The organism is Ensifer sp. GW823-FHT05D09, assembly GCF_058795755.1.
Map to the genome: position 1 here is coordinate 80,127 of NZ_JBXAIA010000010.1, position 24,503 is coordinate 104,629.

Annotated in this window: 20 protein-coding genes and 1 tRNA gene; 13 read left to right on the top strand and 8 right to left on the bottom strand. The window is 62.6% G+C overall.

Annotated elements, in window-relative coordinates; genetic code table 11:
- The first annotated feature begins 70 nt into the window (after window positions 1-70).
- Together AC1Q80_RS24615 and AC1Q80_RS24620 are read left to right on the top strand one after the other, a co-directional pair.
- Window positions 71-436, top strand: coding sequence for a GFA family protein (locus AC1Q80_RS24615; protein WP_492362137.1), 366 nt, complete (start codon window positions 71-73; stop codon window positions 434-436).
- Between the two features lie 155 nt (window positions 437-591).
- On the top strand, window positions 592-996 hold the full coding sequence (locus tag AC1Q80_RS24620; protein WP_173423663.1) for a GFA family protein: 405 nt from the start codon (window positions 592-594) through the stop codon (window positions 994-996).
- A 36-nt stretch (window positions 997-1,032) separates the two neighbouring features.
- Here the strand turns inward: AC1Q80_RS24620 and AC1Q80_RS24625 are convergent, their stop codons facing one another.
- Window positions 1,033-1,461 (bottom strand): lipocalin-like domain-containing protein, encoded by a 429-nt coding sequence (locus AC1Q80_RS24625; protein ID WP_492362138.1) that lies wholly within the window; start codon window positions 1,459-1,461, stop codon window positions 1,033-1,035.
- Window positions 1,462-1,622: 161 nt separating this feature from the next.
- Entirely contained in the window at window positions 1,623-3,461 is a 1,839-nt protein-coding gene (gene ilvD, locus AC1Q80_RS24630) for a dihydroxy-acid dehydratase (RefSeq protein ID WP_173423661.1), read from the bottom strand.
- A gap of 326 nt (window positions 3,462-3,787) precedes the next feature.
- On the opposite strand from ilvD, the gene AC1Q80_RS24635 reads away from it, so the two are divergent.
- The 6 genes from AC1Q80_RS24635 to AC1Q80_RS24660 all read left to right on the top strand — a co-directional run bounded on the left by AC1Q80_RS24635 (window position 3,788) and on the right by AC1Q80_RS24660 (window position 10,193).
- Window positions 3,788-4,291, top strand: a complete 504-nt coding sequence (locus AC1Q80_RS24635; RefSeq protein ID WP_492362139.1) for a hypothetical protein — start codon at window positions 3,788-3,790, stop codon at window positions 4,289-4,291.
- 11 nt (window positions 4,292-4,302) lie between these two features.
- Entirely contained in the window at window positions 4,303-5,229 is a 927-nt protein-coding gene (gene dapA, locus AC1Q80_RS24640) for a 4-hydroxy-tetrahydrodipicolinate synthase (RefSeq protein ID WP_492362140.1), read from the top strand.
- Window positions 5,230-5,340: 111 nt separating this feature from the next.
- On the top strand, window positions 5,341-5,523 hold the full coding sequence (locus tag AC1Q80_RS24645; protein ID WP_492362141.1) for a hypothetical protein: 183 nt from the start codon (window positions 5,341-5,343) through the stop codon (window positions 5,521-5,523).
- 36 nt (window positions 5,524-5,559) lie between these two features.
- Complete coding sequence (locus tag AC1Q80_RS24650; RefSeq protein ID WP_234941981.1) at window positions 5,560-5,820, top strand: hypothetical protein; 261 nt, start codon at window positions 5,560-5,562, stop codon at window positions 5,818-5,820.
- A gap of 222 nt (window positions 5,821-6,042) precedes the next feature.
- The gene (locus tag AC1Q80_RS24655) at window positions 6,043-9,321 is read left to right on the top strand and encodes an adenylate/guanylate cyclase domain-containing protein (protein WP_492362142.1); all 3,279 of its coding nucleotides are present in this window, start codon (window positions 6,043-6,045) and stop codon (window positions 9,319-9,321) included.
- A 194-nt stretch (window positions 9,322-9,515) separates the two neighbouring features.
- Window positions 9,516-10,193: a peroxiredoxin-like family protein gene (locus tag AC1Q80_RS24660; RefSeq protein WP_173423655.1), complete on the top strand. Its 678-nt coding sequence runs from the start codon at window positions 9,516-9,518 to the stop codon at window positions 10,191-10,193.
- Between the two features lie 98 nt (window positions 10,194-10,291).
- On the opposite strand, the gene AC1Q80_RS24665 is transcribed toward AC1Q80_RS24660, so the two are convergent.
- The 3 genes from AC1Q80_RS24665 to cpdR1 form a co-directional block, all read right to left on the bottom strand.
- Window positions 10,292-10,984: an alpha/beta fold hydrolase gene (locus tag AC1Q80_RS24665; protein ID WP_492362143.1), complete on the bottom strand. Its 693-nt coding sequence runs from the start codon at window positions 10,982-10,984 to the stop codon at window positions 10,292-10,294.
- Between the two features lie 406 nt (window positions 10,985-11,390).
- A tRNA-Val gene (locus AC1Q80_RS24670) sits at window positions 11,391-11,465 on the bottom strand.
- A gap of 273 nt (window positions 11,466-11,738) precedes the next feature.
- On the bottom strand, window positions 11,739-12,101 hold the full coding sequence (gene cpdR1, locus AC1Q80_RS24675; RefSeq protein ID WP_025424823.1) for a response regulator CpdR1: 363 nt from the start codon (window positions 12,099-12,101) through the stop codon (window positions 11,739-11,741).
- A 195-nt stretch (window positions 12,102-12,296) separates the two neighbouring features.
- On the opposite strand from cpdR1, the gene AC1Q80_RS24680 reads away from it, so the two are divergent.
- Both AC1Q80_RS24680 and hisN read left to right on the top strand, forming a co-directional pair.
- A complete protein-coding gene (locus tag AC1Q80_RS24680) occupies window positions 12,297-13,178 on the top strand; it encodes an N-formylglutamate amidohydrolase (protein WP_492362222.1) in 882 nt (293 codons plus the stop codon).
- A gap of 317 nt (window positions 13,179-13,495) precedes the next feature.
- Window positions 13,496-14,269, top strand: coding sequence for a histidinol-phosphatase (gene hisN / locus AC1Q80_RS24685; protein WP_492362144.1), 774 nt, complete (start codon window positions 13,496-13,498; stop codon window positions 14,267-14,269).
- 27 nt (window positions 14,270-14,296) lie between these two features.
- Here the strand turns inward: hisN and AC1Q80_RS24690 are convergent, their stop codons facing one another.
- On the bottom strand, window positions 14,297-15,262 hold the full coding sequence (locus AC1Q80_RS24690; RefSeq protein WP_173423652.1) for an alpha/beta fold hydrolase: 966 nt from the start codon (window positions 15,260-15,262) through the stop codon (window positions 14,297-14,299).
- A 393-nt stretch (window positions 15,263-15,655) separates the two neighbouring features.
- On the opposite strand from AC1Q80_RS24690, the gene AC1Q80_RS24695 reads away from it, so the two are divergent.
- Complete coding sequence (locus AC1Q80_RS24695) at window positions 15,656-16,117, top strand: Hsp20 family protein (protein ID WP_077500592.1); 462 nt, start codon at window positions 15,656-15,658, stop codon at window positions 16,115-16,117.
- Between the two features lie 55 nt (window positions 16,118-16,172).
- Here AC1Q80_RS24695 and AC1Q80_RS24700 read toward each other — a convergent pair whose 3' ends face one another.
- Entirely contained in the window at window positions 16,173-17,162 is a 990-nt protein-coding gene (locus AC1Q80_RS24700; RefSeq protein WP_209791584.1) for a bile acid:sodium symporter family protein, read from the bottom strand.
- 96 nt (window positions 17,163-17,258) lie between these two features.
- Between AC1Q80_RS24700 and AC1Q80_RS24705 the strand changes: the two genes are divergently transcribed.
- Window positions 17,259-18,116: a LysR substrate-binding domain-containing protein gene (locus AC1Q80_RS24705; protein WP_209791586.1), complete on the top strand. Its 858-nt coding sequence runs from the start codon at window positions 17,259-17,261 to the stop codon at window positions 18,114-18,116.
- Window positions 18,117-18,141: 25 nt separating this feature from the next.
- Here AC1Q80_RS24705 and AC1Q80_RS24710 read toward each other — a convergent pair whose 3' ends face one another.
- Window positions 18,142-19,188: a threonine aldolase family protein gene (locus AC1Q80_RS24710; RefSeq protein ID WP_492362145.1), complete on the bottom strand. Its 1,047-nt coding sequence runs from the start codon at window positions 19,186-19,188 to the stop codon at window positions 18,142-18,144.
- 557 nt (window positions 19,189-19,745) lie between these two features.
- Here AC1Q80_RS24710 and gltB point away from each other — a divergent pair.
- Window positions 19,746-24,470, top strand: a complete 4,725-nt coding sequence (gltB, locus tag AC1Q80_RS24715; protein ID WP_492362146.1) for a glutamate synthase large subunit — start codon at window positions 19,746-19,748, stop codon at window positions 24,468-24,470.
- Window positions 24,471-24,503: the final 33 nt, after the last annotated feature.

The window sequence follows — 24,503 nt, forward strand, 5'->3', positions numbered from 1 at the left end:
GATTTTGATCGAACGAGGAGGAAATCGAAATGGCCAAGCGGACATACAAAGCAGTTGCCACTGCGGCAAGGTGCGTTACGAGGCCGATTTCGATCTCGATGCCGGCACGACCAAGTGCAACTGCTTGCTCTGTGCCAAGGTGCGCTATTGGGGTGCGCAGGTCCGGCCGGGTGATTTTCGTCTGCTGTCGCAGGAGGCCGATGTCGCCGACTACCAGTTCGGTGCCAAGGTCGGGCATCACCGCTTCTGCCGTGCCTGCGGCATCGTCCCGTTCAGCCACGGCAATGTCGAGGAATTTGGCGGCGCCTACTATTCCGTCAATCTTGCCTGCCTCGACGATCTCGATCCTTCGGCGCTTGTCACAGCCCCCGTCTCTTACATGGATGGGCGCAACGACGACTGGGCGAATGCGCCTTTGGAGGTTCGGCACCTTTAGATCGGCAGTCTCTTGCGGTCGCCGTCATTATCCTTTTCCGGATTTTCCAATGGATGCAATTGACAATATGTTGTCATTATGCGAGCGTAAGACGACAGCAAGTTGTCATGTTGGCGCATTGAGATGGGCGCTGTTCTGGTCTGGGAGTGAAGGCAATGAAAATGACCTATCGGGGGAGCTGCCATTGCGGGAAGATCCGCTATGAGGCCGACATCGATCTCGACGCCGGTACCGGCAAGTGCAATTGCTCGATCTGCTGGAAGAAGCGCTATTGGGGCGCGATCGTCAAACCGGATGCGTTCCGGCTGCAGGCCGAGGAAGTCGATATTGCCGACTACCAGTTCGGCAGCTTCAGCGGGCATCATCGCTTCTGCAAGACCTGCGGGATCGCTGCCTATGGCCACGGCTACATCGAAGAGATCGGCGGCGCATACTACTCCGTCAATCTGGCTGCCCTCGACGACCTCGATCCGGCGGTGCTGGCCGAAGCACCGGTGAAATATATGGACGGCCGCAACAACAACTGGTTTCACCCGCCGGCCGAAACACGCCATCTCTAGGGCCGCCAGGCTTCATCACGGCGCAGGGCGCGCGTTTCAGACCTTTCGGAACTCGAGGTGGTAGGTGACCTCTTCGCCGGTTGTCGGATCGATGCCCGGCGCGCTGTGGATCACCAGCCGCTCGCCGTCCAGAATGTAGGGTCGAACCAGGTCGGAGGTGCCCCAGATGGGGTTCCAGCTCGCATCGACATGATGGATGACCTTACCGTCCTCGAGCGTGTAGGAGCCGGCATAGGCGAGCATCGAATCGAACAGCGCCACCTTCTCCTCGTCGGTGGGCGTCGTGCCCTTCGGTGCCGGCCGGTGACGCTCGACCACCACCGCGGTCATGCGGCCGTCCGGCTGGTAGGAGAGGTAGCCGATGGGATCCGGGCCCATCGCATCGGTGATCTCGCCGGATGCCACCGCCTTTCGGGTCCAGGAGAGCATTTTCCAAGTGCCGAGCAGGTCCGCTGCGTTTGTCATCGTCCACCTCAATAAAATTAGGCAAACCTAAAATAGCAGGTGAATTGTGGACGGAACAGGCCGGCTGGCCTTGGCAAGGGCGTGTGTGGCAGCGAGCGGTGCTACCCGCATAAAAAAGGCCCCCGCGAGCGGGAGCCTCCATCTCGTCAACCGTTACTCGTTCAGAGATCGCCGAGGTCGCGAACCGCGCCGCGGTCTGCCGAGGTGGCAAACGCCGCATAGGCCTTGAGCGCCGTCGTCACCTTGCGCTTGCGGATCTCGGTTGGCTTCCAGCCTTGGGCGTCCTGCTCCGTGCGGCGGCGGCTGAGTTCCGCTTCGTCGACCCGCAGGCTGATCGTGCGGTTGGGGATGTCGATGTCGATCATGTCGCCTTCGCGCACGAGACCGATCGTGCCGCCCTTTGCCGCTTCCGGGGAAACGTGGCCGATCGAGAGGCCCGATGTGCCGCCGGAGAAGCGGCCGTCGGTGATCAGGGCGCAGGCCTTGCCGAGGCCCTTCGACTTCAGATAGCTCGTCGGGTAGAGCATTTCCTGCATGCCCGGGCCGCCCTTCGGACCTTCATAGCGGATGACGACGACGTCGCCGGCCTTGATCTCGTTGGCAAGGATCGCCTTGACCGACGAATCCTGGCTTTCAAACACGCGGGCCGGACCGGAGAACTTCAGGATGCTCTCGTCGACGCCGGCAGTCTTCACAATGCAGCCGTCGAGCGCGACGTTGCCCTTCAGAACCGCAAGACCACCGTCCTTGGAGAAGGGATGCTCGACCGAGCGGATGACGCCCTTTTCGCGGTCGGTGTCCAACTCGTCCCAGCGAGCTGCCTGGCTGAAGGCAACCTGGGTCGGGACGCCGCCGGGTGCAGCGCGGAAGAAGTTGCGAACGGTTTCGCTCGTCGTGCGGGTGATGTCCCAGCGGTCGATGGCGTGGCCGAGGGTTTCGCTGTGCACCGTCGGGCAATCACGGTTGATCAGCCCGCCCTTTTCGAGTTCGCCGAGGATCGACATGATGCCGCCGGCGCGGTGTACGTCTTCCATATGCACGTCGCTTTTGGCCGGCGCCACCTTCGACAGGCAGGGAACCTTGCGCGACAGCCGGTCGATGTCGGCCATGGTGAAGTCGACCTCACCTTCATGGGCGGCGGCGAGAATGTGCAGAACGGTGTTGGTCGAGCCGCCCATGGCGATGTCGAGTGCCATGGCGTTTTCGAACGCCTTCTTCGAGGCGACGTTGCGCGGCAGGACACTTTCGTCGTCCTGCTCGTAGTGGCGGCGGGTGATATCGACGATCAGGTGGCCGGCTTCGACGAACAGGCGCTTGCGGTCGGCATGCGTCGCCAGCGTCGAGCCGTTGCCCGGCAGCGACAGGCCGAGCGCTTCCGTCAGACAGTTCATCGAGTTGGCGGTGAACATGCCGGAACAGGAACCGCAGGTCGGGCAGGCGGAGCGCTCGATGACCTTGACGTCCTCGTCGGAAATGTTGTCGTCGGCGGCGGCGACCATGGCGTCAACGAGGTCGAGCGCATGGGTCTTGCCGTGCAGCACGACCTTGCCGGCTTCCATCGGGCCACCGGAGACGAAGACGGCGGGGATGTTGAGCCGCAGCGCCGCCATCAGCATGCCGGGGGTGATTTTGTCGCAGTTGGAGATGCAGACCATGGCGTCGGCGCAGTGTGCGTTGACCATGTACTCGACCGAGTCGGCGATGATCTCGCGCGAGGGCAGCGAATAGAGCATGCCGTCATGGCCCATGGCGATGCCGTCATCGACGGCGATGGTGTTGAATTCCTTGGCAACGCCGCCGGCCGCCTCGATCTCGCGGGCAACGAGCTGGCCGAGGTCCTTGAGGTGCACGTGGCCGGGCACGAACTGCGTGAACGAGTTGACCACCGCAATAATCGGCTTGCCGAAGTCGCCGTCCTTCATGCCCGTCGCGCGCCAAAGGCCGCGGGCGCCGGCCATGTTGCGGCCGTGGGTGGTGGTGCGGGAGCGATAGGCAGGCATGGACGTTTTCCTTCAAGGACGAAATGTCATTGGCTGATAGGACGGTCACCGACCGCCAGTGCAGGGGGCTAACTAGCGCAAAATTGCGTGCGCGTCATCTTTTGCGTCAGATTATTTCGACGCGACACGGGCCGCTTATTTCGACGCGACACGGGCCGCATTTCCGCCGGCTATCGCCGCCTTGTAGCACTCTAGCGTCGCGTCCTTGCCTTGCACACCCGGCACGCGATCTCCTTATGAAAATCTTATGCCGGTCGACGCAAGTCGCAATCGAAACCGGACGTGGGGCGGGGGTAGCGTTTGCTCATCGACAACGGGTGAGCACCATGACCCTTCACGATTTCAGCTTTCGCCATCGTTCCGATACACCGGATCGCCGCCACGGCATCGACCCCTTCCAGGGAGGCCAGGCCGAAAGCGGGCCAGATGCCCTGAGGCATCTGCTCGTGCGCATCGCCACGGTTCGTCGGTTGCGCGAACATCACGTCTGGGAGGCCGTGCGGTTGCTCCTCGACAGGTCCGACCTGGTGCCGGACGACTGGCCCTCGCGCCGTTTTCGCGATCTGATGGCCGCAGACGCGCTGGTCGATGCCGTGATCCACCTGACGATGGCCACCAAAGCCAAGCTCTGCCTGCGTACACTCAGCCATGAGTGCGGAGTGTGGACCTGCGCCCTTCGCTACGCGCCTGGAGGCACCGGCCGGGTCACATTCAAGGCGCGCCACGCCGATCTGGCATCGGCGATCCTATCGGCCTTCCTGCAATGCTGCCGCGTCCATCGGCTTGTCATCGAAAGCCACGGTACCCGCAGCAGTCATCTCCCAACCTGAAGGATATTTCCATGAGCGATCATTCGCTTCGCCTCGAAGGGGCGATCACGGCGCTGGTCACGCCATTCAAGGACGGCAAGGTCGATGGCATCGGCCTGATGTCGCTCGTCGAATGGCAGATCCGCCACGGCATTTCCGGCGTCGTCGCCTGCGGAACGACGGGAGAGGCGGCAACGCTTTCGCGTACAGAGCGGTCGATGGTCATCGAACGCTGCGTCGAAGTCGCCGAGAGAAAAATACCGGTAATCGCGGGCACAGGCACCAACTGCACGCAAACGACGATCGAACTGACGGCAGAGGCCAAGGCGCTCGGCGCCGATGCGGCGCTCATCGTTGCGCCCTACTACAACAAGCCCTCGCAGGAGGGGATCTATCGCCATTACGAGGCGGTGGTCCGGGCTGTCGATCTGCCTGTCATCGTCTACAACGTTCCCTCGCGCACCGGCGTCGACGTGACACCGCGCACGCTCGAGCGATTGGCGAAACTGCCCGGTATCGTCGGCATCAAGGATGCAACGGGCGACATCGGCCGCTTCCTTGCGTCGCGGCCATCCCTCAAGGCGCGGCTAAGCCAATTCTCCGGCAACGACCAGACGGCGCTGCCTTTCAACCTCTGCGGCGGCCACGGCACGATCTCGGTGGCCGCAAATGTCGTGCCGCGGCTGATGGTTTCGCTGCACCACGCAATCGCAACCGGCAACGCCCAGGCGGCCGTCGCCATCCATCAACGGCTCCAGCCCCTGTTCACCGCGCTCGAGCGCGAAACCAATCCGTGCCCGATCAAATACGCGCTGCATCTGGCGCGGGGCTTCAGCCCCGAAGTGCGGTTGCCGCTGACGACGGTGTCGCTGGAGACGGCGGCGGAAATTCGCTCGGCGCTCGAACCGTTGATCGAGGCGCACCGCAGTCCCCGCTTGCCGCTTGCCCTTGCGAGCTGAGCCCGGCCACCGATCGAATTTTCCATGTCATCGCAGATCGGACGGATCTTGCCATTGCGCGCGCCCGGTGCCGCCCTTGCCTTTCGTCAAACCCCTCAAAGGAGACAGACCATGTCACGCTTTCCCCACCTTGCCGCGCAGGCGGAACTAAGGCGCCGGTCGCAGGAGATCGAGCCCCACCCAGCCGACAACAGTGTCGTTCGCGATGCTTTCCTCGGGATCGGCATCCGCCTCGGCATCGTGCTTGGCCTCGCCTATGCCATCCAGACCGTCATCCCCTGGCTTGCCGGCTGAGCCGCCGCACTCTTCATCAACGAGGACCATTCGATCATGGGCAGTATGCAGCAGCCAGGGCGCGGCTTTTCGGCGCGCGCGCGTTTTGTTGTCGGGCGCGACAGTCACGGATGGTGGGTTGTTTCCGACCGTAAAGGATTGGTCGGAGGGCTTTTCACCAACGAGGCGGCGGCGATCCATTTCGCGGTGGAAGCGAGCGATCGGCACCCCGAAGACGTGTGCCGCGCACCGGACGGTGCCGCCATTGATCTCGGGACGTTTGCGAGCAGGCCGACTTCGCGCCGCACCCACTCCTGATTTCGACGTCATTGCTTCCGTCGGTCAAGGCGCCCGCCTGGCCGACGGATGAGTGCCGAACAGCGCCATGGCGCGTCCTGTTCGGATCCTGTCAGACCTTGACATCTTCATGTTAGCGATTGCTTGCAAACCCGCGCCCGCGGGTTCATTGTTTTGCGTTGACTGTGTGCAAATGGCTCTGGATAGCATGTGGCGCGGGGCCTCTTCGAAGGTTCGCTATTGATGAAGTGTCACGAGTGCGGTTGTAACATCGAGGGGCGTTTTTCGTTTTGCCCGAGCTGCGGGGCCAGACAGCAGAGCCCGTGTCCGGGCTGCGGTGCAGACTGCCTGCCCGGTTTCGCGTTCTGCCCGAATTGCGGGACACCGTTGGACAAGCCGGTGGCCGTCAAGGTCCTGGTTTCGGGACAGGTTGCCGTCATGCCCCTGCCGAGGGCGGCACGGGGTCAATCCCCAACGGTATCGAGCGACAACGAAAATGCCGACCGTCGCACTGCGACCATCCTTTTTGCCGATTTGTGCGGTTTCACCGGCCTTGGCGAGCATATGGATCCGGAGATCCTGCAAACCTTTCAAAATGAACTTTTTGTGGAGTTGACCGAAGCGGTCGAAACCTATGGCGGCTTCGTCGACAAATTCATCGGCGATGCCTTGCTGGCGCTTTTTGGCGCCCCGGTGGCGCATGAGGACGATGCCGAGCGCGCCCTTCGCGCTGCGATCGACATGATTGCGCGAGCAAACCTGATAGGTGAACGCTGGGAGGATCGCATCGGGGCGCCGGTGAACCTGCACATCGGCTTGAATACCGGCACTGTTGTCGCCGGTGCCCTGGGAGCGGGAGACAGCAAATCCTATTCGGTCACGGGGGATGCCGTGAACACCGCCCAGCGCCTGCAGTCCATGGCGGGACCCGGCGAGATTCTCGTCGGCCCCGTCACCTATCGCGTGACCCGGCATGCCTTCGCCTATGAGGCACTGGGTGCAACCGCGTTGCGCGGCAAGGCCGGCATTGTCGAGGTCTACCGGCTGATAAAGGTACTTGACGCCCCTGGTGCCGCCCGCGGCCTGGAGGCGTTGGGCCTGACTGCACCGCTGGTCGGGCGCGACGCGGAAATGAAGCGGCTGCTCGATTGCCTGGAGCTTGCCTGTGACGGGGCGGCGCAACTGGTGCGGCTGTCCGGCGAGGCAGGGATGGGAAAATCGCGGCTCGTCCATACATTTCTTGGGCTGGTCGCCGTCGACCCGCGCTTCGGGCATGTCGTCGTTCGCAGGGCAAGCTCATCTCCGCTTGGAGAGCCTTCCTACGGCGTCCTGGCATCTGTGTTGCGCGGCGCCTATGGCATCTCAACCCTTGATACCCTGGAACGCACCACCGAGCTGCTGACAGCGGGGCTGGCCGAGATCGGCTTTGCGCCCGAAAAACTGGAACAGCTTCTGCCGCTCTTCCTGCGCATCCTGGGAATGGGGACGCAGGACGAAAGCTTGCGCCATGTCGAGCCGGAACAGATGCGTCGCCAGCTCTTTGCAGCGGTGCGCGCCATCTTCGAGCGACGCCTGTCGCGAACGCCGCTGCTGCTGGTGATCGAGGATCTGCATTGGGCCGATGCGGCGTCCCTCGATGCCATCGCCTTTATCCTCGATCGGATGGAGGGCGGTCCATTGATGATGCTGACAACGGAGCGTCCCGAGACGGCGGTCGACCGGCTGAGACCTGGCCGAACGAGCCTGACGGCGTTGAGGCTCGCGCCGCTCACCGATGCCGAAGGGCACAGGCTGTTGTCCGCCTTTTTCGGTGCCGATGGTCTGCACCGCGGGTTGGCAGGCCGCATTCTGGCGCGCGCCGGCGGGAACCCGCTGTTCATCGAAGAAATCGTGCGCGGCCTGATCGAAGTCGATGCTCTCAAGCATTTCGGCGCCGCCTGGCGCGTGGTGGAGCGCGAGGCGACCGTCGACATTCCTGTCACCATCGAAGCCATGTTGCTCGGCAGGGTCGACCGGCTGCAGCCGCAGTCGCGCAGGCTGCTTCATCATGCGGCGGTCATCGGCCCACGGTTCGATGTCGAATTGCTGCGGGTCGTCGCCGGCGGCGAACCCACGATTGATGCCGCGCTGGATATCCTGTGCGATGCCGAGATTATCGAAGAGACGCGAGAGGGCCGCCTGCAGGGCGCGCAGACCTATCGCTTCACCCAGACGCTGTTGCAGGAGGTGGTCTACAACAATCTGCTTCTACGACGGCGTGCGGAGATACACGCCGTCGTCGCCGACCGGCTCGAGCGCCGCTATGGAGCGCAGACCACGAGACTGGAGGAAATGGCGCTGCTTGGCCACCACTTCAGCCAGTCGGAGGATAAATCGAAAGGCGCACGCTATCTCATGGCGGCGGGAGAACGTGCACAGGCGATCTATGCGAACGACGATGCCATACGGTTCTACAAGCAGGCGATGGCCGCCTGGGCGGAGGCTGGCGAGGAGGGGGCCGAATGGCTTGCCGCCCGCGAGCGGGTTGCCGACCTGCTCGGGCCTTCGGGGCAGCGCGATACGGCTGCGGGGCACTACGCGTCCCTCCTCGACGTCTATCGTGCCACCGACGATCGGATCTCCGCGGCCCGCATCCAGCGCAAGTTCGGACATCTGTTGTGGGAGGCAGCCCGACGCGACGAGGCGCTCGCGGCATTCGCCAACGCGGCCCAACTTCTGCAAGACGCGGATGCGCCGATCGAAAGCGCCCATCTCTCCCAGGAGCGGGGCCACCTTGCCTTTCGCATGGGCAGCTATGCCGACGCGATCGTCTGGGCCGACGACGCCTTGAAGCGCGTCGGCGGGCTGATGCCGCAAGCTCTGCAGGCGCGGCGCGAAGTGGACCGGGTGACCGCAGAAGCCCTCAATACCAAGGGCGTGGCGCTGGCGCGCCTTAACCGCGGCTCCGAGGCGATCGCAACGATCGAACGCAGCGTCGCCGTCGCGGAGGCTGCCGATCTGCTCAATGCGGCCTGCCGCGGCTATACCAATCTTGCCGTTCTCTACACGATCATCGAGCCGCGCAGGGCCATCGAAGTCTGCAAGTTCGGCTTCGACATGGCGCATCGTATCGGCGACCTTGGCTTCCAGGCGCGGCTGCTTTCCAATTTGGCCGTGGCCTATTGCACCTTCACCGATCGCTGTGCGGCCGACGGCATTCCTGCTGCCGAACGGGCGATCGCGATCGACCGCGAGCTCGATCAGCGCGATCATCTGCCGGTGTCGTTGCTGGTGCTGGGACAGATCGACCAGTGCCATGGGCGCCCTGATGTCGCGCGGCGTCTCTACGAGGAGGCTCTTGAGCTCGCGTTCGAAACGCGAGAGGCGCAGCTGTTGTTTCCGTGCTATGATGGCCTAGCGACACTCTGCCTTGATGCGGGTGACCTCGAGGGTGCGGAAAGGCACTTTGCTTCGGCTCGCGACATATGCACACGGCACGGTCTCGATCCCGAAGCGCTGATGATACTGCCGTTTCTCGACTAGGGCGCTGCAGGGCAGGTCCATCGAAGGCAAGTAAGACGATCCGGATTGCAGGATCGGGCGCCAATGGCTGTCCGAAATGCAAATTTGTGTCGCCAAATCGGTTCTGCGTCAGACGCGACGGCGCGTTCGTCCCAGCGTTCGACACGTCCGCCCCGCATCTCCGCAACCCACTATCGGTACGAGGAGAAGAGATCATGATTGAACACCACAATGGACCGCTACAGCCGGGCGATCGGGCGCCGAACGTGGTCCTTGACGCCATCACCCAGGATGGCCAGATTTCCATCGACGATTTTCGCGGACGCAAGCCTGTCCTGGTCGGCCTGTTCCGCGGTCTGCATTGCCCCTTCTGCCGGCGGCAGATCGCTGCGATGGCGCAGCTCGACGGGGCGTTGCGCGAAAAAGGCATCGAGAGCCTGACAGTCGTCAACACGCCGATCGACCGGGCACGGCTCTATTTCCGCTACCATCCGTTGCCGAATCTGCTGGCGGCTTCCGATCCGGAGCGGGTTTCGCATCGCGCGTTCGGCTTGCCCAATCTTCAGTTCACCGAGGATGAGGATGAATGGCCCCACAAGCTCGCCAAGAAAACCGCCATGGCGATGCTGATCGATATGCCCGGCGAGTTGCCGACCGCGATGGATCCCTGGGCAGCCTCGTCCTATCTCGACAAGGCGGACGGCTATCAAATCATGCAGGACGACGAGCGTATGATCGCCGCCGGCGAGGGTCAGCTCGTCGGCGAGTTCCTGCTCGACCGGGATGGCATCGTGCGCTGGAGCTTTACCGAGGCGACGAACGACGGGCGCAACATGTTCGGCATGCCGCGCCGCGAGGAACTGATGTCGGCCGCCTCCAACGTCGCCCATTGACGACGGTCGATTTGCGCCTCGGCCGTGCACCTCTTTAAAACAATCTGGCCCCGGAGGAGGAATGACTTCCGGGGCCGTCGGTTGCGTCGGGACTGACGTCAGGCGAGGGAGGCAACCGCCTCCTCGATCAGTGCGACGATCTCCGGGGCGTGCGAAGCCAGCGATGCGTGGCTCGCGTCGAGCGTGATCGTCTTTTTCGCCTTGATGCGCTCGGCCATCCACGCTTCGGTTTCCGGCGGGATCATGTTGTCGCGGCTCGACACCTGGTACCAGCTGGGCTTCACCTTCCAGGCCGGCGGGCCGGACTTGTCTTCGAAACAGCGCCCGGCAATCGGCTTCTGCGTCACGGCCATGACCAACGCTTCGGTCTCGCCGAGATCCTGACCAAAACTCTGGCGGAACGTCGCCTGGTCGAGCCAGAGGAAACCATCCTTGTCCGGCCGGATGCTGCCGGCGCCGGAAGGGGGATCGCGGCGGGCGAAGATGCTGCCGAGACTGTCGCCTTCATCGGGCGCGAAAGCGGCGATATAGACGAGGCCGGCGACATTCGGCGCGTGGCCGGCGCCGGTGATCACCGCTCCCCCATAGGAATGGCCGACCAGCAATGTCGGCCCGTCTTGCGCTGCCACCAGCCTCGATGTCCGGTCGACATCTTCGGCAAGCGACGTCAGCGGGTTCTGGACCGCGGCGATCTTGTAGCCCTTGGCATGCAGCGGCGGTATCACGTGGCGCCAATGCGAGGCGTCACCCCAAGCGCCATGGACGAGCACGATGTTCTTGATGGCTGGCATTGTCCGTTCCCTTCTTTCCCGTGGGGAGGCTCTCTAATCCTGGCTCCTTTGCCGTCGAGATGACGCATGGCCGATGTCTGGCGGCTGCGTTCAGGCCGAAAGAGCAAGGTAGGGCGGCGCGGTTGGTCGGTCCATGGCGCACGCCGATGATTCGCTATGCTGGTTGCGTGAGGTCGATGGCGGCATTAACGTCGCGTGGCGCCTATGCGCGAAGATGCGGTCACGGCAGGCAGCCTTGCTGTGACGCCCATATGTGCGGATGGCGGCCTCTACCGGGGGCAGTTCTGTGTTGGGGGATGTACGGACATAAAACCAATATGCGCGGCGCAGCCGTTTGCCGAGCCTGCATCTGTTTTGTTGTCTCTGAGAAGGGCCAGGCGATGGGGACGTTCGCCTGAGTAAAGGATGGTGGGCGTGACAGGGATTGAACCTGTGACCCCTACGATGTCAACGTAGTGCTCTCCCGCTGAGCTACACGCCCATCCGATGAGGCGCATAGACCATAGAACCCGCTGTCGCGTCAATAGGGTTTTTGCAGGTTTTTTGACAGAAATTTTGCAGGGCGTTTTTCGCCGCTATCCGCAGCCTTTGGCCGCCGGCGGGAAGCCCCGGATTTCCGAGCTTTGCGCGTAAGTCACTGAAATGAAAAGACCGCCGAAGATCCCTGTGGATCGCGGCGGTCAATCTGAAATCCGCGCTGAACCGTCTTGAACTGGTGCGGACGGAGGCGGCGGCTGTGGAAAAATGTCTGGCCTCAGGCGGCCAGCATCTTGTTGACCTCGTCGACGAGGTCGCGGAGGTGGAACGGCTTCGACAGGACCTTGGCGTCCTTCGGAGCCTTCGAATCCGGATTGAGCGCGACGGCGGCAAAGCCGGTGATGAACATCACCTTGAGATCCGGATCGAGCTCGGTCGCCCGGCGGGCAAGCTCGATGCCGTCCATCTCCGGCATGACGATGTCGGTCAGGAGAAGCGAGAAGGGCTCTTCGCGAAGGCGATCGTAGGCGCTGGCGCCGTTGTCATAGGACATGACCTTGTAGCCAGCCTTTTCGAGCGCCTTCACAAGGAAGCGGCGCATATCGTTGTCGTCTTCGGCAAGAAGGATTTTCACAGTCATGAACTCGGCCGTTGCTTCTGTTTATTCATTGCGGATGGATTGCGGCGTTCTATCCAAGCCGCAACGGGGTAAATATCTCGTGAACGCGGCGCGTCAACTCCCGAGAAACCGGAGTGGGCGCACTATGGACACAGAGCCGGCCAACTGGCAACATGATGACAACAGCAAGAACCGCACATGGTAAAAAGGGTTCCGATGGGGGAGATGACGGAGAGGGAGCTGTTTGAGGTTCTGGAACCTGCAAGCCAGCGGATTCCCTTCGTATTCAACTCGCCGCACAGCGGTCGATCTTATCCACAGGCCTTTCTCGATCAGTCGCGCCTCGATGCGCTGGCAATCCGTAGGTCCGAAGATCACTACGTCGACGAGCTGTTCCAGAATGCGACGTTCCTCGGCGCGCCGATGCTTTTGGCGCATTTCCCGCGCGCCTTCCTCGACGTCAATCGCGAGCCTTACGAACTCGACCCGCGCATGTTCGACGGCCCGGTGCCGCCGCACGCCAATATCAGCTCGATGCGGGTGGCGGGCGGCCTTGGAACCGTGCCGCGGCTGGTAGCCGAGAACATGGAAATCTACCGCGGCCGGTTTCCCGTCGAGGAGGCGTTGACGCGGATCGAGACGATCTACAAGCCGTACCATGCCACCTTGCGCAAGCTCATCGCCCGTACGCATGTGCAGTTCGGCCTGTCGGTGCTGATCGATTGCCACTCGATGCCGGGCAACGTGCATCTGCCCGGCAGCGCCCAGCGGCCGGATTTCATCATCGGCGACCGCTACGGCACCAGTGCGGCGGCGGAGCTGTCGCGGATAGCCGTCGATCTCTTGCAGGAGTTCGGCTATACCGTTGCACGCAACAAGCCCTATGCCGGCGGCTTCATCACCGAACACTACGGCCGGCCGAGCCGGGGCCTGCATGCACTGCAGATCGAGATCAATCGCGGGCTCTATGTCGATGAGATGACGCTGGTCAGGAAGCCTGGTTTCGGGGCGCTGGTCGACGACCTCACCAGCTTCATCGCCTCGCTCGCGCGCCATGTCGAGGACTATGGCGCCTATCTGCCGCTTGCAGCGGAGTAATCGCCGGTTTCCTGCCAGACCTCAAAAAGAACCGCGCCAATGGCGCGGTTAAGTCTAGGGAGGAAACACCCAAGGAGGGTATTTACAGTCACGAGTGACTGCATGAAAACCCTAATATTGCACTGCACAATTGTCAAGTTGAGCGACTGAAAACTTTTGCAGTGCATCAAAGGAATTTCACCGCTTCGAATGCACTGAAGCCGCTGGCGCGGCACACCGTCATCGATCGCCAGCAGCGGGCTGCCTGCCTTTGCCTTTCTGCAAATTTCGGCTATGCAGATCGGACCTTCCTGCTTCCTTCCCCAAAAGAGAGTGCCATGCTGCCCGACCGCTCCTTTTTCGACCGTCTCGCCGATGCCGCCAAGGCGGAAACCTTGCCGCGCTTTCGCATCGGTACGAGCGTCGTCAACAAGATCGAGGGCGGTTTCGATCCGGTGACGGAAGCGGACCAATCGGCTGAAGCGGCGATCCGGGTGCTGATCGAGCAGAATTTCCCCGATCACGGCATTCTCGGCGAGGAGCATGGCAATGTCGGCCTTGATCGCGAATATGTCTGGGTGATCGACCCGATCGACGGTACGCGCGCTTTCATCTCCGGCCTTCCGGTCTGGGGCACGCTGGTCGGACTTTATCGCAACGGCGATGCGGTGATGGGCCTGATGGACCAGCCGTTCACCGGCGAGCGCTTCTTTGCCGATGGCACGAAGGCTCTCTATCGCGGCCCCGATGGCGACAAGGTGCTGTCGACCCGCGCCTGCGACGCGCTGTCCGATGCGGTGCTGTTCACGACCTCGCCGCATCTCTACACCGGCGACAACAAGACCCGCTTCGAGGCGCTGCAGGACAAGGTGCGGCTGTTCCGCTACGGCTGTGATTGTTACGCCTTTGCGTTGCTGGCGGCCGGCCATGTCGACCTGGTGATCGAGTGCGGGCTCAAGCCCTATGACGTCGGTGGCCTGATCCCACTGATCGAGCAGGCTGGCGGCATCGTCACCAACTGGCAGGGCGGCCCGGCGGAGATGGGCGGCGAAGTCGTCGCTGCCGGCAGCGCCGCGCTGCATGCGCAGGCACTGGAAATCCTCAACGGCTGATATCAGCGCAGGTCGGCGTGACCCTTCTCAGGCCGCTTCGCCTTCGTCCTCGTCGTCTTCATCGGGAATGATGAAGGCAAGAATGGCCGCCATCGCCTGGGCGCGATAGCGATCCGCTTCGTGCAGCAGTTCGTGACGAGCGCCGTCGATCGGGATCATGTGGGCGGCGCGAAAATTGCGTGCCAGCCATTCGACGGCGATATGCGGCACCAGCCGATCGGCCGTCGGCGCCAGGATGATCGTCGGCAGGGTAATGCGGGTCAGATGTTCGCGGCGCGTGACACGCCGCACCGCGCGAAAGGCTTCGGTCAGCCAGCGCGCCGATGGCGGCCCAAGCCGCAATTCCGGATAGGCATCGGTCAGAGCAAGATTGCGCGCAAAGCGGCGGCGATCGGCCGTCAGTACGTTGTTTTCAAAGGGGCGGTTGCCCTTGTCGGCGTGCAGCGGCAGACGTCCGAGGCCGAGCCAGCGCATTACCGTTGCCATGCTCGCGATGCTGCGTTCGCCGATCACCTGGCCACCGAGGCCGACAAAGGGGGCGAGCACCACCAGGCGATCGATGCGGCTCGAAAGCATCGGGGCGAGGGACAAGGCGACCAGTGCGCCCATGGAATGGGCGACGATCGAAAAGGGAAGTCGGGTGTCCGGCAGCACGATCTGCTCGAGGAAGGTGGTCAGATCGCGCTCGTAATCGGAAAAGTGTTCGACGTGGCCGCGCCCGGGCTCGGGCAGAAGCCGCTCGGAGCCCGCCTGGCCGCGCCAGTCGAAGGTGGCAACCCACAGGCCGGCAGCGTTGAGCTCGGCGATAGTCTCGAAGTATTTCTCGATCGATTCGTTGCGCCCCTGCAGCAGCACCACGGTGCCACGCGCAATCGGCGTTTTGGTCTTGAAGATCGCATAACGGATCTTGCGGCCGCCGGCTCCATCGAAGAAGCCTGCCACGGGATTGTCCGGTATCGGATTGTCAGGTGTGGAGTGGAGGATTGTGGTCATGACGGACGAAACCAGGGTGAAGGCGCGTTGATCCTAGGCATCAGGGATAGGCGGCGGGCTTGGCGCCGTCAAAGAAAAAAGCCGGAAACGGTGGGTGAAATCCGGACGATCACCGTTTCCGCCCGCTGAAGGAGAAGGGACATGTCACTTCAGCCCCAGGAGATTTCCTCCCAGTGTGGCTGTTCTAGTCCCCACGATCTGAACCGCGGCCGAACCGTGCATTCATGCGCCGTTCACCGACAAAAATCTTGAGGTGGCATGCCTTGAACTGGCGAAATCGCATTCCCATGTTCTGCTCACGGACGCCGATAACGGGTCCGTTCACCGGTCGCGCCGCTGCCTGGATGGGGTGGCAGACCAGATATCGCAAACAGTTGCTCCCAGGAGGACACCATGCGTCACGTTGATTTTTCCCCCCTCTATCGCTCCACCGTCGGTTTCGACCGCCTCTTTACGATGCTCGACAGCCTCGGCCAGCCTGACCAGGCCCAGACCTATCCGCCCTACAACATCGAGCGTACCGGCGAAAACGCCTACCGCATCACCATGGCGGTTGCCGGCTTCGACGAAACCGAACTGTCGATCGAAGCGCGTGAACACACGCTGACGATCAAGGGCGAAAAGAGCGAGGAAAAGGCGGAAGAAAACCAGTTTCTGCATCGCGGCATTGCCAAGCGCGCCTTCGAGCGTCGCTTCCAGCTTGCCGACCATGTGGAGATCAAGTCCGCTTCGCTGAAGAACGGCCTGCTGCACATCGACCTCACCCGCGAGATCCCGGAAGCAGCCAAGCCGCGCCGGATCGACATTACGTCGGTCGCCTCGCAGCCGAAGCAGATCGAGGCTCAAAGCCTCTAATCCCTACCTCCCAAGCTTCAAATAGGCGGCGCCCGAAAGGACGCCGCCTTTTTCGTTATGTCCTGGCGGGTTCAGCGATTGCATCCGGCTCTTTGCGGGCGGCATAGCGCTGGGCGATCACGGCGCAGGCCATCAGCTGGATCTGGTGGAAGAGCATGACCGGCAGCACGATCGCGCCGATGTTCTGGCCGGCAAAGATGGCGCTCGCCATCGGGATGCCGCTCGCAAGGCTCTTCTTCGAGCCGCAGAAGGTAATGGCGATCTCGTCGGCCCGGTTGAAGCCGAGGAGACGGCTGCCGAACATGGTGACCGCAAGCACCGCTGCCAGCATGACGACCTCGATCGCGACAAGCACGCCGAGATCGGTGAGCGAAAAGGTCTGCCACAGGCCCGAAGTGACCGCCTGGCTGAAGGCGAGATAGACGACCATCAGGATCGAACCGCGGTCGACGGGCGCAAGCAGGCCCTTGCGTGCCCGGATCCAGCCGCCGATCCAGGGCTGCAGCAATTGGCCGGCAATGAACGGCGCCAGCAGTTGCAGGAGGATCTGCTCCAGCGCATCCAGCGATACGCCGCCATGGCCGCCGGCGGAAAACAACAGGCCGACCAGCAGCGGCGTCAGGAACATGCCGAAGATATTGGAGGCGGACGCAGAGCAGATTGCCGCCGGAACATTGCCGCCGGCAACCGAGGTGAAGGCGATTGACGACTGCACCGTCGAGGGCAGCACGCAGAGAAACAGGATGCCGGTGTAAAGCGCCGGCGGCAGAACCGACGACGGTACGAAGCCGACGGCAAGACCGATCAGCGGGAAGAGCACGAAGGTCGATGCCAGGATCGCCAGATGCAGCCGCCAATGAAGAAAACCGGCGATGACGACGTCACGCGACAGCCGCGCGCCGTGCAGGAAGAACACCAGGCCGACCGCTACCTTGGTCGCGATCGCGAACCAGGCGGTCGCGTCGCCCTGGATCGGCAGCACGGATGCCAGCAGCACGGTGAGAAGCAGGAGCAGGGTGAACGTGTCGGGAAGATAGCGGCGCATGTCTGTCACTGGCTCGATTGAGAAAACATCTTGCCGAGAAATGTCATTATGAAGCAGGATGCAAGGAATAACAGTTATCGTGAAAGTGGATAATGGATGCTCGATCTCGTGCAACTGCGCAGCTTCGTCGCGCTCGAACAGATGGGCAGCTTCACCCTTGCCGCGGAGAAGCTGACACTCGGGCAATCGACGGTCAGCCAGCATATTCAACGGCTTGAGGCGGCCGTCGGGCGCAAGCTCGTTGCCCGCGATACGCATCGGGTGTCCTTGACCACCGACGGCCAGGCTCTCCTTGCCCATGCGCGTTCGATGCTGGCGATCGACGACGAGGTCAAGGCGCTGTTTGCCGAAAGCAGCCTTCGCGGTCGCTTGAGGCTGGGTGTCTCGGAGGATTTCGTCACCAGCCGGCTGCCGGGCGTGCTTGAGGATTTCGTGCGCGCGCATCCGTCGGTGGAGCTGGAATTGACGGTGGCGCTGAGTGGCGTGCTCTACCAGATGCAGGATGGCGGCGAGATCGACCTGGTGCTGGCGAAGCGCCGGCTCGGCGATCCGCGCGGCGAGCTGGTCTATCGCGAGCCGCTCGTGTGGCTGGCGCGCGATCCAGAGCGCATCAAGCGCGACCGCGTCTTGCCGCTGATTGCTTTCCCGCCGCCGAGCATCACGCGCAGCGTGGCGCTCGAAGTGCTCGACCGGCATCGGCTGCCGTGGCGGATCGTCTGTACCTGCGGCAGCCTCAGCGGGCTGACGGCCGCAGCGCAAGCCGGCATGGGCGTGCTCGTCCAGCCGCGCAGCATGGCGCCTCAGGGTCTCAGGGAATTGCCTGCCGGCACCCTGCCGCCGCTCGAAGATGTCGAGTTCGTGCTGGTCCCGAGCAAGGGCGCCGACCAGAAACTGCTGGCGGCGCTCTCGACCGAGATCCTTTCGAAGGTACGGACGCTGCAGGGCCAGGCTTGAGCCCGGCCCTTCGGGCTGATCCGCCTCAGCAGGCGGCGACGAAGCGATCGACGTCCTCTGCTTTCGTGGCAAAGCTCGTCACCAGGCGGTAAAGGCCTTCGTCGGCTTCAAGGCTTCCGGCAAGATCATGCGGAACGGGCCAATCGTAGAAGACCGCGCCCTGTTCGCGCAGCTTTGCCGCCACGTCGCTTTTCAGAATGACGAAGACCTCGTTGGCGTCGACCGGCCAACCAAGCCGGCTCGTTCGCGAGGCGGCGATGCCATCTGCAAGACGGCGGGCCATCGCGTTGGAATGCCGGGCGAGGTCGAGCCAGAGGTCGCCTTCGAGATAGGCATCGAACTGGGCAGAGACGAAGCGGGATTTCGAGAACAGCTGGGCCGAGCGCTTGCGCAGGAAGTGCATCTCGTGCGCCTTGGAAAGATCGAAGAGGATGAGCGCCTCTGCACACCAGCAGCCGTTTTTCGTGCCACCGAAGGAAACGAGATCGACGCCACGCTTCCAGGTCATTTCAGCCGGTGTCGCCTCGAGGCTGACCAGCGCATTGGCAAAGCGCGCACCGTCCATGTGCAATGGCAACTTGTGCGCCTTGGCGACGGCTGCGATCGCCTCGATCTCTTCGAGCGCGTAAACGGTGCCGCTTTCAGTCGCCTGCGTTAACGTCACCGCCATCGGCTGACCACCATGGACGTTGTCGAGTGGGTAGCGGCGAATTTCCGCTTCCAGACGCGATGCATCCATCTTGCCGTGCTTGCCGTCGACCGGTTTCAATCTCGAGCCGTGCGTGAAAAATTCCGGAGCGCCGCATTCGTCGGCGGTCACATGGGCTTCCCGGTGGCAGAACGCGACGCCGCCGGCGCGGCTCGCGCTGGCAAGCGCCAGCGAATTGGCTGCTGTTCCCGTGCCGACAAAGAAAACGGCGACATCGCGCTCGAAAACGTCGGACAGTCTTTTCTCCACCTTCCGGTCGAGCTCACTGGTGCCATAGGCGGAGGCATAGCCGCCGGCATGGGTCACGAGGCTCTGGGCGATGGCCGGGTGGGCTCCAGCCCAGTTGTCAGAGGAAAAAATCATCACATGTCGTCCTGTTTTACGGGCGTGTCGGCGTCGTTCGGGCGACCATAACCCACTTCCCGACCGGATCAATCACGGTCTGTGCGGAAGAGGCCAACAGAATACCAGTTTGAAACCAAAATGAAGAAAACGCCGGTTTGTCGTAATTAAATTATAAAACCGGGAAACTTTCGGCAATGTTCGGCAAAATCTCTTCCAATAATTGCTCATATGCCCCTTGCGGAGGGGGGCGGTTTCTGGCATAGAGCGCATGAAATAGGACAGCAAGACTGTCCTATTTCGGTCTAGGGACCGGAGCAATCGCCGCAAGTGCCCAAAAAATCGGCATTCGGCGTATGGCGTAGGCAAATCCGCCGGATTTCATCCGGTTGTTATAGCCTGCCATCAGGATGGTCACTGACATCAATGCCTGATGATGCCGTGCATTATTTGCGACCTGATCAGGATCATGAGACGATGAATGCCCCGGCTTTGCGGCATGCGAATGCATGCGACGGAGAGCCATGCGCGGGCGCAGGTATGCCCGGGACGTGCCGGGTTCAACAGGAGGGAAGACGATGACGGATCACACGCCATCACAGCAATCTGGGCTCAACCTCGCACACACTGTTGCGACGGCTGAAAAAACGCCCGTTTTCCCGTCTGGCCTGCCGCGAAAACAGGGTCTCTATGATCCGCGCAACGAACACGATGCCTGCGGCGTCGGCTTCGTCGCGCATCTGAAGGGCGAGAAGTCGCACCAGATCGTGCGTGACGGCCTCTTCATGCTCGAAAACCTGACGCACCGCGGTGCCGTCGGTGCCGACCCGCTGATGGGTGATGGCGCCGGTATCCTCGTGCAGATCCCCGACCGCTTCTTCCGCGAGGAAATGGCCAAGCAGGGCGTGACCCTGCCGAAGGCCGGCGAATATGGCGTCGGCTACCTCTTCATGCCGCGCGACGAGAAGCTGATCGCCCACTTCAAGGACGTGATCAACGAAGTCGTCGCCGAGGAAGGCCAGCACGTGCTCGGCTTCCGCGACGTGCCGGTCGACAATTCGTCGCTGTCAAAGGCACCGGACATCGCCGCGACCGAACCGCACCATGTCCAGGTGTTCATTGGTGCCGGCCGTGACGCCGCCACCAATGCCGAGTTCGAGCGCCGCCTGTTCACGCTGCGCAAAGTGATCTCCAACCGCATCTATGCGGAGGCCGAAGGCGGCGATCTCGGCTTCTACGTCGTGTCGCTGTCGACCCAGACCGTCGTCTACAAGGGCATGTTCCTGGCCTACCAGGTCGGCGCCTACTACAAGGATCTGGAGGACGAGCGCTTCCAGTCGGCCGTAGCCCTGGTCCACCAGCGCTTCTCGACCAACACCTTCCCGTCGTGGAAGCTGGCACACCCTTACCGCATGGTCGCCCACAACGGCGAAATCAACACGCTGCGCGGCAACGTCAACTGGATGGCGGCCCGTCAGGCTTCCGTGTCCTCGCCGCTCTTCGGCGACGACATCTCCAAGCTCTGGCCGATTTCCTACGAGGGCCAGTCGGACACTGCCTGTTTCGATAACGCGCTCGAATTCCTGGTGCAGGGTGGCTACTCGCTCTCGCATGCGGTGATGATGCTGATCCCCGAAGCCTGGGCCGGCAACCAGCTGATGTCGCCAGAGCGCAAGGCATTCTACGAATACCATGCAGCGCTGATGGAGCCGTGGGATGGACCGGCAGCGGTTGCCTTCACCGACGGTCGCCAGATCGGCGCGACGCTTGACCGCAACGGCCTGCGTCCCGCCCGCTACATCGTCACTTCGGACGATCGCGTCATCCTCGCGTCTGAAGCCGGCGTGCTTCCCGTTGACGAGAGCAAGATCGTCAAGAAGTGGCGCCTGCAGCCGGGCAAGATGCTGCTCATCGACATGGAGCAGGGCCGCATCATCTCGGATGAAGAGGTGAAGTCTTCGCTTGCAACCAAGCACCCCTACAGCAAGTGGCTTGAAGACACCCAGCTGATCCTGGAAGAACTGAAGCCGGTGGAGCCGCGCGCGCTGCGTCGCGACGTCTCCCTCATCGACCGCCAGCAGGCCTTCGGCTACACGCTCGAAGACACCAAGATCCTGATGTCGCCGATGGCGACCACCGGTCAGGAAGCCGTCGGCTCGATGGGAACGGACACGCCGATCTCGGCGATGTCGGACAAGCGCAAGCTGCTCTATACCTACTTCAAGCAGAACTTCGCGCAGGTCACCAACCCGCCGATCGATCCGATCCGCGAAGAGCTGGTGATGAGCCTCGTCTCGTTCATCGGTCCGCGCCCGAACCTGCTCGACCATGCCGGCATGGCGCATGCCAAGCGGCTGGAAGTGCGCCAGCCGATCCTGACCAATGGCGATCTCGAAAAGATCCGCTCGATCGGTCACACCGAGGACCGGTTCGATACCAAGACGCTCGACTTCACCTATGACATTTCGCGCGAAGCCGAAGGCATGCCGGAGATGCTCGATCGCCTGTGCGAGCGGGCGGAAGCGGCGGTCAAGGGCGGCTACAACATCATCGTCTTGTCCGACCGCCAGGTCGGTCCGGACCGCGTCGCCATCCCGGCTCTGCTGGCCACCGCCGCCGTACACCACCACCTGATCCGCAAGGGCCTGCGCACTTCGGTCGGTATCGTGCTGGAATCCGGCGAGCCGCGCGAGGTACACCACTTCTGCCTGCTCGCCGGCTACGGCGCCGAAGCGATCAACCCATACCTCGCCTTCGACACGCTGACCGAAATGCACAAGCGCGGCGACTTCCCCAAGGAAGTCGACGGCAGCGAAGTGGTTTACCGCTACATCAAGGCGGTCGGTAAGGGCATCCTTAAGGTCATGTCCAAGATGGGCATCTCGACCTACCAGTCCTATTGCGGCGCGCAGATCTTCGACGCGGTCGGCCTGTCGTCAAAGCTCGTCGACCAGTTCTTCTTCGGAACGGCAACGACGATCGAAGGCATCGGCCTTGAAGAGATTGCAGCCGAGACTGTCGCCCGTCACAAGGCGGCCTTCGGTGCCGATCCGGTGCTGGCCAACACGCTGGATATCGGTGGCGAATACGCCTACCGCATGCGCGGCGAAAGCCATGCCTGGACACCGGATGCGATCGCGTCGCTGCAGCATGCCGTGCGCGGCAATGCGCAGGACCGCTACCGCGAATTCGCCGAGATGGTGAACACCTCGGCGCTCAGGATGAACACCATCCGTGGCCTGTTCACGGTCAAGAGTGCCGAGGCTGCCGGCCGCAAGCCGATCTCCGTCGACGAGGTGGAATCGGCCGCCGACATCGTCAAGCGCTTCTCGACCGGTGCCATGTCCTTCGGCTCGATCAGCCGCGAGGCGCACACGACGCTCGCCATCGCCATGAACCGGATCGGCGGCAAGTCGAACACCGGTGAAGGCGGCGAGGAAAGCGACCGCTACCTGCCTTTGCCCGACGGTTCGATGAACCCGGAGCGTTCGGCGATCAAGCAGATCGCGTCCGGCCGCTTCGGTGTGACCACCGAGTACCTTGTTAATGCCGACATGCTGCAGATCAAGGTGGCCCAGGGCGCCAAGCCCGGCGAGGGCGGCCAGCTGCCCGGTCACAAGGTGGATGCGACTGTCGCCAAGACCCGGCATTCGACGCCGGGCGTCGGCCTGATTTCGCCACCGCCGCACCATGACATCTACTCGATCGAAGATCTGGCGCAGCTGATCTACGACCTGAAGAACGTCAACCCGGAAGCCGACGTGTCGGTCAAGCTGGTCTCGGAAGTGGGTGTCGGCACGGTTGCGGCCGGTGTCGCCAAGGCGCGCGCCGACCATATTACCGTGTCCGGTTTCGACGGTGGCACCGGCGCATCGCCGCTGACCTCCTTGAAGCATGCCGGCAGCCCCTGGGAAATCGGTCTTGCCGAAACCCAGCAGACGCTGGTGCTGAACGGTCTTCGCTCGCGCGTCGCCCTACAGGTCGATGGTGGCCTCAAGACCGGTCGCGACGTCATCATCGGCGCGCTTCTCGGTGCCGACGAGTTCGGCTTTGCGACCGCGCCGCTGATTGCGGCCGGCTGCATCATGATGCGCAAGTGCCACCTCAACACCTGTCCTGTCGGTGTCGCGACTCAGGATCCGGTGCTGCGCAAGCGCTTCAAGGGCACGGCCGAGCACGTCATCAACTACTTCTTCTTCGTTGCAGAAGAAGTGCGCGAGATCCTCGCCTCACTCGGCGTGCGCAAGCTCGATGAAATCATCGGTGCGTCCGAATTGTTGGAAAAGGACGGCGCGCTCGCCCACTGGAAGGCCAACGGTCTCGATTTCTCGAAGATCTTCCACAAGGTCGACGCCGCGAAGGAAGAGACCTACTGGACCAGCCGCCAGAAGCATCCGATCGACGACGTGCTCGACCGCACGTTGATCGAAAAGGCCAAGCTCGCGCTGGAAACCAAGGCGCCCGTCGCCTTCGAAGCCAAGATCAAGAACGTCGACCGGTCGGCCGGCGCCATGCTTTCGGGCGCTCTTGCCAAGCGCTGGGGCCACAAGGGTCTGAAGGACGATACGATCCACGTCACCCTCAAGGGCACGGCGGGTCAGTCGTTCGCCGCATTCCTGGCGCGCGGCATCACTTTCGACCTGGTGGGCGATGGCAACGACTATGTCGGAAAGGGTCTGTCAGGCGGGCGCATCATCGTCCGGCCGCCTGAAAACACGAAAATCGTGCCTGAAGACTCCATCATCGTCGGCAACACCGTGCTTTACGGCGCGATCTCGGGCGAGTGCTATTTCAATGGCGTCGCCGGCGAACGCTTCGCCGTGCGCAACTCCGGCGCTGTTGCCGTCGTCGAAGGCGTGGGTGACCACGGCTGCGAATACATGACCGGCGGTGTCGTCGTCGTTCTCGGCACGACCGGCCGCAACTTCGCGGCCGGCATGTCCGGCGGCGTCGCCTATGTGCTCGACGAGGAGGGCGATTTCGCCCGCCGCTGCAACATGGCCATGGTCGAGCTGCAGCCGGTGCCGGAAGAGGACGACATGCTCGAGAAGCTGCATCATCACGGCGGCGACATCATGCACAAGGGCATGGTCGACGTCTCCGGCGATATGACGCGCCACGACGAGGAGCGGCTCTACCAGCTGATCTCCAATCACCTGCACCACACGGGTTCGCCCCGGGCAAAGGCGATCCTCGATCATTGGGCTGACTACAGGCCGAAATTCCGCAAGGTCATGCCGGTCGAATATCGCCGTGCGCTCGAAGACATGGAACGCATGAAAATGGCAGAGGCGGCCGAATAGAGGCCCCGGTGAAAAGGGCTCCCGGTTCCGAAA